This is a genomic window from Ruminococcus sp. AF17-12, assembly GCF_003479245.1.
GTDB classification, from domain to species: Bacteria; Bacillota; Clostridia; order Lachnospirales; family Lachnospiraceae; genus Blautia_A; species Blautia_A fusiformis.
Genome location: NZ_QUGY01000009.1, coordinates 90,675 through 103,451, shown reverse-complemented (window position 1 = coordinate 103,451; position 12,777 = coordinate 90,675). Strand labels below are relative to the sequence as shown.

The window sequence follows — 12,777 nt, the reverse complement described above, 5'->3', positions numbered from 1 at the left end:
AATTGCGCTTCCTGATTTGCCTTTCCATTTAAGAACAATGAGTCGAAAGCATCCAAAACCGTAAAATCTTTCAGATTTCCACCCACATACTCCTTAAACTCTTCCTCCAATAATCCGAAAGTTTCTATACAAACAAATAGAGTTTTATCATAAAAATCCCAAATACCATTGTCAACGGATTTTTCGTATATTTATATTTTTACCGTCTCATAACCAACTCTCTCACTTCGAACATGTAGCAAAAAATCTATCATACCAGATAAGGAATGTCAAAACTGTCCAGATTTTACGGCTGTTATCTGCCTTTTTCTCTTTGTGCTCTTTCAGAAGTAAAAGAAGCTTATCTGTATGAAAAAACTCTTCTGCTTCTTTCGAGGTAAATAACTCCTTTACCCTCTGATACCAGTCATCCTGCCGCAGCCACACACGGATTGGAATTGGAAAACCAAGTTTCCTACGTTCATCGGTTTCCTGTGGAAGAAATTCTGAAACAGCTTTACGGAAAATATATTTGGTTGTACCCGCTGCAATCTTGGCTTCTTTCGGAAGCTTTGCTGCAAAGTCAAAAACTTCTTTATCCAGAAATGGTACCCTGACTTCCAATGAATGTGCCATGCTCATTTTATCTGCTTTCTGCAAAATATCGCCAGGAAGCCAGTATCTCAGATCTACAGACTGCATTTTTTCCATGTCTCGAAGTGATCCTCTGTTTTCTGACTCAAGTTCTTCAAAAAATGGTCTTAAATATTCCTGTGTGGAAGGTCCTGTTACTTTATTTTTCAAAATCTGCGCTTTCTCTTTTTCACGGTAAATATATGCATTTCCGATGAAACGTTCTTCCACTTTCATTCCTGCACGGATAAGGAAATCTCGTCCCTTCACATCCGGCAGCTTTGCAGCCAGTTTTCCAATTACACGTCTGACACCAAATGGAATCCAGGCAATTTTTTTCAATGATTCCGGTTCTCTGTAAATATTATATCCACCGAAAAGCTCGTCTGCTCCTTCTCCGGAAAGAACAACCTTGACATGACCTGCAGCCTCTTTTGAGAGAAAGTAGAGTGCAACGGCGGAAGCATCAGCAAGGGGCTCATCCATATGATACATAACATCTGGAAGGGCATCCCAGAATTCCTGTTTGGATATGATTCTCACATGATGTTTTATTCCAGCTTTTTTTGCTATTTCAGCAGCTTTATTCACTTCATTGTACAGTTCTCCCTCATCAAATCCAACCGAAAAAGCCTGCTTAACACCGGAAGCAACTGCCAGATAACCAGAATCAACTCCTCCAGATAAAAAAGCACCTACTTCCACATCACTTAACATATGGTGTCTGACTGAGTCCGTCAAAATTCTTGAAAGCTGAAACTGCAGCTGCTCCAGATCTTTCTTACTGCCTAATAGCCTGGGTGCAAGTTTTGCTTTAAAATAAGTTTTTATCTCATAGTTTCCGTTTTTATATAAAAGCATATGCCCTGGCATAAGCTTATAAATTCCTCTGAAAAAGGTTTCTTCCAGAGGGGAATATTGAAATGACAAATATTGTTCCAGTGCTTCCTGGTTCACTTTTCTTTCATATCCAGGAAACGCAAGGATACTTTTAATCTCGGAGGCAAATACGAAATGTCCATCTATTTTTGCATAATATAAAGGCTTAATTCCAAAGAAATCCCTTGCAAGCATCAAACTCTGCTCTTTTTCATTCCATACAGCAAACCCATACATTCCTCTGAGTTTATCAAATGCTTTCTCTCCATATTTCTGTATGGTATTTACCAGAACTTCTGTATCTGAGTGAGTATGAAAAGAAATACCATCTGCCTCAGCTTCTGTCCGCAGTTCCTTATAATTATAAATTTCTCCATTAAAGACAATATGCAGATTTCCATCATTACTGTCCATCGGCTGCAGCCCATCTGTTGGGTCTATAATGCTAAGTCTTCGAAATCCTAAGGTTATCTCATCTCTGCAAAAAGAACCTTCACTATCTGGTCCTCGATGTACAATAGCTTTCATCATTTTCTCAATTACAATTTTCTGATCCTGTCTGTAACCTGTAAATCCACAAATTCCGCACATTTTATCCTCCGTATCTATTTGATGTAGTTTATACGCCGCAACAACTTTTTTACCACAGGTGAATCCAGCATTGCCACATTGTAATCATAGTGGCCTGTGAGTCTGCGCCTCAGCTTGTATTCTCCTTGTTTTTTCTACAGATGTAGAAATCTTTTTAATTCTACATCTGTAGAAGCAAAAAGTCAATCTTATTTTCTACAATTGTAGCATCTATGACATATATTTAATAATCCATCATGACATACCCCAATGACTCAGATCTTTCAGATTTTGAGACGGTGTGAATGCCTCATTGTCGATAAAATGAAAAGCCGGAAAAACGGTCTTTTGTTGCAGAACCATTTTTCCGACTGTACGGTTACCTATATTTTATGAATCTTTACCCTTTCACTGCACCTGCCATTACACCTCCGATAATATAAATCTCAGATTAATCATATTTCGCTACATTTCGTAAAATTCTCCTGCATTCTGCCGGGATTCTCCCGAGTCCATCAGGTCCTACATTCAGCAAATAATTAATTCCCAGATGATTTAATTTTTGTTTTATATCTGCGATCTCTCTCTCCGATTTCCAATTTTGATCCCATGCACAATATCCCCAACTGTTATTCACAGTTGCCGCAGTCTCATACAGGCCATAAGGTGATGGCTTGAATCCGTCAAATGCATTCATCATACTTTCTTTCAGTTCCTCATCATCTGGTATGGATTCCGGTACTTCATTGTCTCCCAGCGATACATAATCATATGCTCCATTACCAAGTCTTGAATTAATCAGACAATCTGGCTGATATTTTTTTACCAGATCAAAAATTGCCCGACTATGCTTCTCTTCCAACGTCATCGGAACATCAAACCAAATCAGGCTTAATTCCCCATAATTTCTCAGAAGTTCTTCGATTTGAGGATAAATCTTATTGCGAAAGCACACATCATAATCTTTTTTATCATTATCCGGAAAATCCCAGTCATTGCACCAGGCTGTTCCCTCGCACGGAATGTGTCCGGATAAATATCCTCCACCATTCTTATCATGCCAGTCCAGATCCTGGGAATAATATAATCCAAACTTTAACCCGTTTTTGTAGCAGGCTTCTGCAAGTTCTCCTAAAACATCGCGTTTGAACGGTGTCGCATCCACCACATTGAATTTATCCACCTTAGAATGGTACATGGCAAAGCCTTCATGGTGTTTGCTTGTAAACACCAGATATTTCATTCCGCAATCTTTTGCAAATTTTACAATTTCATCCGCATTAAAATAGACAGGATTGAATGCCGTTGCCAGTTTATCATATTCGCTTATCGGAATTCTGCATCTTGTCTGAATCCATTCAGCGTAATTTCCACATTTCTGGTCTTTCCACTCTCCGGCCAGAAGTGAATACAAGCCCCAATGAATCATCATTCCATATCCGCTTCTTTAAACCATTTTCTCGTATCTGTGCTCATACTGATCGATCTCCCTTCATTTGTGTTTTCATTATATCAGAAAGTTCACGATTCCAACATTCCATAACTTTTACATTATATTAGATATTTTTACTTTCAGAGATGCTATTTGCAAGATTGCCATAATCTGCCAAAAATTTACGCGTTCTATTCGTCACCGCAGATAACAATGAGAACACAACGCGTAGTTTTCAGCTGAAAATATCAGTTCCTGCTCAATATACTCCCACGAAAGACATTACCGGTGCTACTCTGGAGTCTTCGATCACGATTGCCAGAAAATCTGTCTGGATTCCTTTAAGATCAATGATCTTTTTATATCCAATGGTAGTTCCATTATAGCATTCTTTCATAGATCCATTTTCTTCATAGCAGACTTTGAACTTTTCTACTCTCTGACTGAATGGAATGGCCTCCTTCAGTACCAGATAATTAAGTTTCTTTTTCTCGATCCAGTTAATCTTGATCATGAGCTTATTTGTTCCCGCTTCGTTCATAAAATAAGTCTCATAATCATCGTTTCTTAATACTGTAGGTTCTTTCTCCCAGCAGTCCAGTGGCGGGATAGATGTGATACCTGCTTCATCAACCAGATTATATTTAAAGGTATTCTCAATAAACTCGCCCAACTGTTTCAGATTTGCAGCATCTGTTTCATGGATACGGCCATTTTTCATCGGAGGAAGATTTAATAATAATGTGGTATTTCCCCCTACGGATTTTAAGTAAATGTCTTTCAGGTTCTCAAAGGAGCGGACCTGTCCGTCTTCTTCCTCATGATAGAACCAGCCTGGACGGATAGAAACATCCGTCTCTGCAGGGTACCATGCAAGTTCTTTTTCATTTGCAAGGCGTTCCCTGCTTCCAAGGTCTGTCTGAGTCTCGTCCAACGGCCGGTTTCGGAATTCTTCATTATCTTCCTGCTGGCTTAGCGCTGCTGTGATCGCCGGATCAGTCATATCCTTTGCAACAACGCTCCATTCACTCGGTCTTACTTCCCCGGCCTCGTTTCCACACCATCTGATGTCCGGGCCTGAAATAGAGATTACCGCATTCGGCTGCAGTTCACGCATCACTTTATAATATCTCTGCCAGTCGTATTTCTGAACCTTTCCATTTGGTCCCTCACCACATGCACCGTCCAGCCAGATTACAAAGATATCACCATATTCTGTCAGCAGCTCTGTCAGCTGATTCAGATAGTAATCGTCATACTCTTTTCCCTTTCCATAGCTGCTGTTGTTTCTGTCCCAGGGTGAAAGATAAACACCAAATTTAAGTCCAAACTCCCGGCACGCTTCGGCTGTTTCTCTGACAATATCCCCTTTTCCGTTTTTGTACGGGGAGTTTTTGATACTATGCTCGGTGTATTTTGATGGCCACAGGCAAAATCCGTCATGATGTTTGCATGTGAGGATCAGGCCCTTCATCCCGCCCTCTGCTGCTGTTTTTGCCCACTGGCGTGCGTCCAGCTCTGTCGGATTAAAAATGGATTCCGGTTCTGTTCCATCTCCCCATTCGCTTCCGGTAAAAGTATTTACAGTGAAATGAATGAAACAGAAAAATTCCATGTTTTCATATGCGATCTGTCTTGCTGATGGTACTGCTTTAACTAATCTTTTATCTTCTTTCAAACCATTATAGTTCATATCGAATTCCCCTTTTTATTTTTATCGTTTCCCCTCTTCAGAAAAACGGTAATTCCATTTTAACCTTTTAATCTTCTGCTTTTCAGTTCTTCATTTGCTTTTTCTACATTCATTTTTGTCATGATGAACGTGATAATTAAAGCAAGGATTACAGGGAACCACAGATACATGAAATGTAACATATTCAGGCAGGATGCAGACTGGGTAACAACTTCACCATTGAATCCACTTGCAGCTAAAAGCCATCCTGTCAGTGCAGTACCAATTCCACCACCAAGCTTGGTTCCGAAAGATGTACAGGAATACATGGTTCCATCAATTCTTTTGCCTTTTGTAAGGTAAGTATATTCAGAACAGTTTGCCACAACTGCTCCCATATCTCCCTGCCATGGTCCCTGTCCGAATTAGGATACAGCAGTAAAGAGAATCATAAGAGGTACACTGTGCATATAAGCTGCAACAACAACAAGTGCTCTTCCGACAGTTGCAATTGCATAACCTACAATATTCAGTTTGTAAAGTCCTTTCCATTTTGCTACCAGGGTAGGTGTTATGATCAGTGCAATGATCAGTGGAATATTGATCGCCCAGGAAAATACAGCATAAAGATCTTCATTAAGAAGGACATATGTCATATAGTAGATACCCATGTTCAGCATGGCAGAGTATGTCTGCTGTACAATATATGTTACGGAAATCATAATGTAATATTTGTTAGAAAACAGAAGTTTTGCTGCCTCTACAAGACCATATTTCTCTATCTCGTCATCAACAACCCCATCACCATTCAGTTCCTCTTCCGGAAGCTCTTTTACAGAGAAAACAGAGATGGTATTTACAATGACACCTACAATCGCAAACACGATTGCAACTACTTTCCAGGCGTATGCCCCGCCTCCAAGGATCTGTACAAACTTAACTGTCACTGACTGAATAATAAGGACAGTTGAAAAGGCAAAGATGAATCTCCAGGATCCCATCTCAACTCGTTCCTTACTGTTCTTGGTTACTAATGCTACAAGTGCCGCATAAGCAATATTGTTTGCAGTAAAGAATACGGCATTTAAAAGGGTGTATGCAATAAAGAACCATGCATACTGTGCAAATTTTCCCATGTTAGTCGGAATAGCAAAGTTTGCTATCAGGGTTACCGCACAGCCAATGTATGCGTAAAGCATCCAGGGTCTTGCTTTTCCAAGACGGCTCTTTGTTTTATCGATCATAGCTCCAAAAAAGATATCCGTTACACCGTCAAACAGTTTGGATACTGCAATAAGTGTTCCGACGATACCTGCATTCAGACCAACTATATTGGTCAGATAGATCATGATAAAGGATGACAGAAATGAATATACCACATTTCCAGCCATGTCTCCTGAACCATATCCAACTTTGTTATACCATTTCAAGTACTTCTTTTCTTCCATTTTTCCCTTCGCTTTCTCCTGGTTTCTCCAGGTTGTCTTCATGCGTTTAAACCTGTGAGATATCTGATGGCTTTCTGCTTCTCTGCTTCTGTCTCCCTGTCTCTTCCTCTTGTTCTCACATCTGCTATTTCCTACGCATCTCTTGTTCGATGAAAATTATATCCTTTTCTCTGTTAAATTCATATAAACAGATTTTGACAAAACATGCACAAAATTTTTCAATTTATAAAATTCTCGTAAAGCTTCAGGCCCGTTTTTTTTACCAATGTTATAATTGCATAATTTTTATGTGTAATTTTTGTATATAATTACAATTGCTTTTTTGGATATCTTTTTTTTAGATTTTCCGTATTTCTGTATAGGTATAAAAAAACTATCCTGTACAAAATACAAAATATAAAAACCTTGTATTTGTTCAGGATAGTTTTATTCAATCTGACCGGAAGAACTGTATCTCACAATTCCTCCATTTCCTGTGTCTGTAAAATGTATTTTTCTTTATAAAGGGAACGATACTCTCTGGGTGTCATCCTGTACCGTTCCCGAAATACCCTGTTAAATGTCCTCTGGCTGTCAAAGCCAGCATCCAGCCATATATCCGTGATGCTTTTATCTGTACACTCCAGATGTACACAGACATAATTGAGCCTCTGCTCATTAAGATACTGGTTAAAATTCCTGTGGAAAGTCCCTGAGAACACCCGCGAAAGTGTAAATTTGCTTATCCCCAGATCTTTTGCCATGGATTCCAGCGAGACTGGTTCCTTAAAATGTTTTGCAATATAAGATACTGTCTGATAGATAATATCACTGCTCTCCACACTGCTCTTTTCCGCCAGTCTGTAACAGGGGATGCTCCTTGCAAGCAGAATCTGTACATACGCCTGTTCAACAACAGGGTTCTTATCTTTTCTTTTTTTATTATCATAAAGACATTTAACTGCATTCCGGATATCCGGGTGTAAATTCTTCGATGTGATTACTGGATTATCCGGGCATGATTTCTGTATTGTATCTGCAAACTGTCCTGTCAGCGTCATCCCTGCCCACAGATACCAGGCTCTGTTTATCCCTGGTGAAAACACCTGATAATGGTGGATCACATCCGGAAAGATTACTGCAAAGTCCCCCTTATCCATATGATACAGTTCCTGCCCCATCCCAAGCTCCAGGGTTCCTTCTGTAATATATATAAATTCTATGGAGTTATGAAGGTGTGGGGAAGCATGTCTGGACGTTTTACTTCTAAAATGAAGGTTTTCTTTTTTCTCCTCATATACAGGAAACATTTATCCGCTCCTTTTTTGGCAAGATTTGTCTGTTTTTTCTTTCTATTTGGCATGAATTCCCGGTTAACCTGCTTTATAATACAGCCATAAGATAAAGAAAGGAGGAACCGACAATGAAAAGATTTAAAGCTTATATCGAATATGTAATCAATTTTTATGCCAACTATTACAGATTTTACCGGTAAGTGCAAAATATGGCTTCCGGATATAACCCGGAATCTGTATTTGCAGTTCATGTAGACCTTGTAATCAATAATTTCAGTATACGCTAGAATTCGTTTCCTGTACATGAACAGGATGCGTTAATATATAAACAAAATTTTACAGTTGGCAGACTTAGCCAAAAAGAGCCGATATCAGTCTTGCAAAGACCTTGTATCGGTTCTTTTTGTATTTTCTCATTATCTAATTATGGGAGGATTTTTCTGTATCACCGAAAAAACTTTTATTCCCGCACTTCAAGCCACTGGTCAATATTCCCAAAATGTACCGCCTGCAGGTTATCTACATCAACCAGTTGCGGGAAGCTGTTTCTGATGATCAGGACACCTTTTTCCTTATCCTGTTTTTCTCCACCGCCAGCGATGCCTCCCATGGTCCTATCAAGTGTTAAAACCGTTCCATCTTTATAACGCACCTGGTCAATACTAGTTCTGGCATAAAGATCCATGCCATAGTCCGTACCTGCATACTCAAACTTGTTTTTCTCATCTTCATACACCTTCATAGCTTCATCATAATCAAGATATAATGACCATAAAAGGGGCGTTACTTCCATTTTTTTCACTGTGATTTCATAACCTCCAAAATCACATTTCCGGTTCACTTCCAGAGTTGTCGGAGGCTTTACTGCACCCAGAGTCCATTTAAAGTCCCATGTTCCATCTGTAATGACTGTCTTATCATAATCTCCTTCCTCCGTAAGATTCTTTAATGTGATTTCTACTGTTTTATTACTCAGATCATAATCACTGTCATAAGATATACAGGCGTTAAAATGTTTAAGATGTGCAGAATTTTGATCTGTTTTCAGTAACACATCCTGTCCTACCCCAGTACTGAAACTTCCAAATCTGTTATCGTCCACTGCATATACTTCTTTTCCATCGATCTTAAAATGTGTCATCTCCTCAAAAGAAGTATGATCAGTCATAGAAATACTGTCATCTGTTTTCACTTCAAAAAAAGCATACAGGAATCCCTGATCCTGAATAGAATCTGTCAGGGTAACCGTCACACCATTTTGTGTTACAGACTGGTCTATATTCTGAATATAAGTTGATTCCTGCAGTGTCTCCTGCTGTTCCTCCGATGGATCCAGTCTTTTCACCAGGTAATCATTCCATTTAAAGAACTCTTTTGCAGCCACAGTAACAGCCATACCAGTACAGATTACTGCTGCTGCAATCAATAATCGTCCACTGATTTTTTTTCTTTTGTATTTTTTATCAACTGAATCCGCCTGTTCAATCTGTTTTAGTGTATCTTCAAATTTATTATGAAAATCCTGTGGTACTTCCGGTGCGATATTATTCCATTTCTTCTCTAACATGACATTTTCCCCTTTCCTGTTATTCTCTTTAATTGCTTGCTGTTTTTCCCAGTTGCCGGTCTTTTCTCTTCTTCGGATAACTGCACCTTCAAAAACTCTCTTGCACGTGAAAGTCTGCTTTTGATCGTTCCTTCCGGAATATCCAGAGCCTCACTGATCTCTTTCAATGAAAATCCTTCTAAATAATACAATGTTACCAAAACCCTCAGATCCTCCGGAAGTTCCATAATCGCCATATACAGATGACTGTATCTGTCCTCCTCAGTCATTTTCATATTGTCCATATATTCTTCATATGGAATAACATTTTTTCTTTTCCGAAGAATCCCTTTGCATTCATTGATCAATATCCTTGTGATCCATGTTCGGAAATATTTTTCTTTCTTTAAAGTGGGAAGTTTTTCATATGCCTTAAGAATTGTTTCCTGCACAGCATCCCCACAATCAGAGTCATTCTTCAGAATGGACTTTGATATATGATACAGCATGGCTTCTGCATCCCGAACCTCCTTAATAAATACATCTTTTGTCATAACTTTGTCTTCTCCTTTTGTCCAGCTGGATTACTACTCATGTTTACTTTTACACTAATTAGATGCATCGGAAAGGAAATCGGTTCTCATCAAAGTATTTTTTTCCGTTGCCTCTTCCATTGCCAACGAAAGATCCACTTTTTTTAATCTCTGTCCTGTTTGTGCTTTTTATGTAATTCCGTAATATATTCCTCAAGCTTCTCTTTGTCTTGCTCTTCACAGGCGACCAAAACCAAACACTGCTTAGATCAATCCGATATGCTTTTACTGTTTTCTCACCCAGTTTCTCTGTATATGTGCAATGAAAGATGAGATACTTTATCCCCATTCCAGACAGGTACGCAGAGCATGACTCTCACAAAGCAGTGTCCATTCAGATAGTTGGAACCGTTGTGTGCGGCTCAGTATAGATAATATCAGCAGAAATAAGGTATCTGCTGTCGGAACAGAAAAAGTTTCAAAATAGATCAAAAAATATTGCTGAAGTCTACCTATCAGTGTTTTTTCGCTGTATAATGTTTTTGCCGTACAGGGTCACTTTCCTTTGTAATGTTTTATGCCAAATTCATTATACATCAGGAAATCCTGTACGATATTTTTTTATAAAAAAGTTGTAAAGTAGTGTATCAATATCATAATTTTCTAAAATTGAAACTTTTTGCTCTTTGACAGGATATATAAGAATGTAAAGGTTAAAAGCTTTTAATTTTTAAAAATATTAAAAAGAAAGTAGGATTGATATGACAGATGAAGAAGAACTTTTGCAGCGTCTCAGGAACAGAGAAAAAAATTCAATAGATGAAGCAATCCGAATTTATACGCCGTATTTGAGTACTGTTTTGTATCATATGGCCGGCAATTCACTGCCGAAAGAGGATATTGAAGAAATTGTGGCAGATGTGTTTGTTGTACTTTGGAAGAATACCGGGAGGATCGATTTGCAGAAAGGTACATTACGGTCATATCTTGCTGCTGTTGCCCGGAATTTTGCTCTGAAACGGATAAACAGAAAGATGGATCATACATCTCTTGAAGATATTGAACTGTCAGATGACAAAAATTTCATGGAAGAGAATTTTCACAATAATTATGTATGGGAAACAGTTATGAGCCTTGGCGAACCTGACAGCGAGATTTTTGTAAGGCGGTATAAATTTGATGAAAAAATCAAGGATATTTCAAAAGCAATGGGACTTAATATTTCTACAGTTAAGACCAGACTTTCAAGAGGAAAAAGAAAACTCAGAAAAATGTTATCGGATGCGGAGGAAAAATTATGAGAAGAAAAAATTTGCTTAAAGAATTGGGAATACAAAAACAGGCAGATATTTCCTGCAATGCTCTTGATATTGATACAGAGAATGTCAGACAGAGAGTTTATGCAAAACTTGACTTCGCAGATACAGAAAGGAAGCAAACGACTATGAGATCAAAAAAGAAAATATTACCTTTGTTGATAGCTGCAACACTTACAATTGGAGTTACGGCTATGGCAGCAACAGGAAAGATTTCAATGTGGACAGGTTCATCTGCATCACGTGCTGATTATACATCTCTTCCAACGTCAGAACAGATTACAAAGGATATTGGGTATAGACCGGTATTGATTGATACCTTTGAGAACGGGTACTGCTTCAAAAAGGGCAATATTATAAAAAACAGCTTTAAGGATAGCAATGCAAATGTAATTGAGAATTTTAAATCTGTGTCCTTTGATTATCAGAAGAATGGAGATGTTGTATCGTTTGCACAGCAGAAATTTAACTCAAAACTTACTCCGTCAGGTGATATTATTGCCACTGTAAATGGAACAAATTTGTATTATGTACATTATATAAATAAAGTGGTATCAGATGATTACGAATTGACAGAACAAGATAAAAAAGACCAGTCCAGTGGAAAAGTTGTATTCAGTTACGATGACAGTGCTTCTCAGATTGAAGTCAGTCAGGTTCAAAGCGTTAACTGGAATAAGGATGGTATCCAGTATGATTTGCTGCAAAGAGATGGAAAATTATCTGCCGGAGAACTTGCAGATATGGCGAGAGAGGTTATTAATAACAGAAGATAATCGAGTAGGAGGGAGTGATTAGCTCCCGCCCTTTTATCGAAACCGCCGTGCGTACCGTTTGGTACACGGCGGTTTCAATGAGTTGACGTGCACAGACTGATAGGCTTCCAATACATGCTACAGTGCAGTGCCCTTCCCGGGAATAAATAAACGGCTCATATCTGCATGCTCCAGTTCAAGAAGCGCTATTTTTTTGTCAAGGCCTCCGGCATATCCTGTCAGGCTGCCATTTGCGCCTACTACACGATGACAGGGAATGATAATAGAAACTTTGTTGTGTCCAACTGCACCGCCTACAGCTTGTGCAGACATATGAGAAAGCTGCTGCATTTCAGCTACTCTTCGTGCAATCTCTCCATATGTGATCGTCTGCCCATAAGGAATCTGTAATAAAATCTGCCATACTGCCTGTCTGAATGCGGATCCGGAAGGATGAAGAGGGGGAGTAAATGTGGGGTCCTCACCGGAGAAATATATATCCAGCCATTTTTTTGCCTCTGTAAGGATTTTCGTCTCCTGCACTATTCTCGTATCAGGAAGTGTGTTGGCAAAATATTTCTGGCCTTCAAACCACAGACCGGTAAGCCCAATATCATCGGCAGCCAGTAAACTATTTCCCAGAGGTGATAAATATGTAGAGATATAGATCATTTTCAACCTGCCTTTCAAAAATCATATTCTCCCATATATGATGAACAGAATACCGGTCAATGTCAAGA

9 protein-coding genes and 1 pseudogene are annotated in these 12,777 nt (G+C 38.8%); 2 read left to right on the top strand and 8 right to left on the bottom strand.

Translation table 11 applies throughout. The features are described from left to right. Positions 1 to 222: 222 nt before the first annotated feature. The 7 genes and pseudogenes from asnB to DWW77_RS11315 all read right to left on the bottom strand — a co-directional run bounded on the left by asnB (position 223) and on the right by DWW77_RS11315 (position 9,987). A complete protein-coding gene (gene asnB / locus DWW77_RS11345; protein ID WP_118608726.1) occupies positions 223 to 2,082 on the bottom strand; it encodes an asparagine synthase (glutamine-hydrolyzing) in 1,860 nt (619 codons plus the stop codon). Between the two features lie 430 nt (positions 2,083 to 2,512). Next, complete coding sequence (locus tag DWW77_RS11340; RefSeq protein WP_207664957.1) at positions 2,513 to 3,493, bottom strand: alpha-L-fucosidase; 981 nt, start codon at positions 3,491 to 3,493, stop codon at positions 2,513 to 2,515. 259 nt (positions 3,494 to 3,752) lie between these two features. Further along, positions 3,753 to 5,186 (bottom strand): alpha-L-fucosidase, encoded by a 1,434-nt coding sequence (locus tag DWW77_RS11335; RefSeq protein WP_118608725.1) that lies wholly within the window; start codon positions 5,184 to 5,186, stop codon positions 3,753 to 3,755. Between the two features lie 59 nt (positions 5,187 to 5,245). Further along, a pseudogene (locus DWW77_RS11330) lies at positions 5,246 to 6,613 on the bottom strand (MFS transporter). Positions 6,614 to 7,068: 455 nt separating this feature from the next. Beyond that, on the bottom strand, positions 7,069 to 7,902 hold the full coding sequence (locus DWW77_RS11325; RefSeq protein ID WP_118608724.1) for an AraC family transcriptional regulator: 834 nt from the start codon (positions 7,900 to 7,902) through the stop codon (positions 7,069 to 7,071). Between the two features lie 445 nt (positions 7,903 to 8,347). Then, a complete protein-coding gene (locus tag DWW77_RS11320; protein ID WP_118608723.1) occupies positions 8,348 to 9,454 on the bottom strand; it encodes a DUF4179 domain-containing protein in 1,107 nt (368 codons plus the stop codon). Next, on the bottom strand, positions 9,448 to 9,987 hold the full coding sequence (locus tag DWW77_RS11315) for an RNA polymerase sigma factor (protein ID WP_055056185.1): 540 nt from the start codon (positions 9,985 to 9,987) through the stop codon (positions 9,448 to 9,450). The genes DWW77_RS11320 and DWW77_RS11315 overlap by 7 nt, the downstream gene beginning before the upstream one ends. A 740-nt stretch (positions 9,988 to 10,727) precedes the next feature. Between DWW77_RS11315 and DWW77_RS11310 the strand changes: the two genes are divergently transcribed. Further along, on the top strand, positions 10,728 to 11,267 hold the full coding sequence (locus tag DWW77_RS11310) for an RNA polymerase sigma factor (protein WP_118608722.1): 540 nt from the start codon (positions 10,728 to 10,730) through the stop codon (positions 11,265 to 11,267). Further along, positions 11,264 to 12,058, top strand: a complete 795-nt coding sequence (locus tag DWW77_RS11305) for a hypothetical protein (protein ID WP_118608721.1) — start codon at positions 11,264 to 11,266, stop codon at positions 12,056 to 12,058. Before DWW77_RS11310 ends, DWW77_RS11305 begins: the two co-directional genes overlap by 4 nt. Before the next feature lie 117 nt (positions 12,059 to 12,175). On the opposite strand, the gene DWW77_RS11300 is transcribed toward DWW77_RS11305, so the two are convergent. Then, the gene (locus tag DWW77_RS11300; protein ID WP_118608720.1) at positions 12,176 to 12,709 is read right to left on the bottom strand and encodes a methylated-DNA--[protein]-cysteine S-methyltransferase; all 534 of its coding nucleotides are present in this window, start codon (positions 12,707 to 12,709) and stop codon (positions 12,176 to 12,178) included. Positions 12,710 to 12,777 lie beyond the last annotated feature (68 nt).

Bases quoted from the DNA above. Each gene is read 5' to 3' on its own strand.
- DWW77_RS11300 (WP_118608720.1), bottom strand. From the start codon at position 12,709: ATGATCTATATCTCTACATATTTATCACCTCTGGGAAATAGTTTACTG.
- DWW77_RS11335 (WP_118608725.1), bottom strand. From the start codon at position 5,186: ATGAACTATAATGGTTTGAAAGAAGATAAAAGATTAGTTAAAGCAGTA.
- DWW77_RS11305 (WP_118608721.1), top strand. From the start codon at position 11,264: ATGAGAAGAAAAAATTTGCTTAAAGAATTGGGAATACAAAAACAGGCA.
- DWW77_RS11315 (WP_055056185.1), bottom strand. From the start codon at position 9,987: ATGACAAAAGATGTATTTATTAAGGAGGTTCGGGATGCAGAAGCCATG.
- DWW77_RS11320 (WP_118608723.1), bottom strand. From the start codon at position 9,454: ATGTTAGAGAAGAAATGGAATAATATCGCACCGGAAGTACCACAGGAT.
- DWW77_RS11340 (WP_207664957.1), bottom strand. From the start codon at position 3,493: ATGATGATTCATTGGGGCTTGTATTCACTTCTGGCCGGAGAGTGGAAA.
- DWW77_RS11325 (WP_118608724.1), bottom strand. From the start codon at position 7,902: ATGTTTCCTGTATATGAGGAGAAAAAAGAAAACCTTCATTTTAGAAGT.
- DWW77_RS11310 (WP_118608722.1), top strand. From the start codon at position 10,728: ATGACAGATGAAGAAGAACTTTTGCAGCGTCTCAGGAACAGAGAAAAA.
- asnB (WP_118608726.1), bottom strand. From the start codon at position 2,082: ATGTGCGGAATTTGTGGATTTACAGGTTACAGACAGGATCAGAAAATT.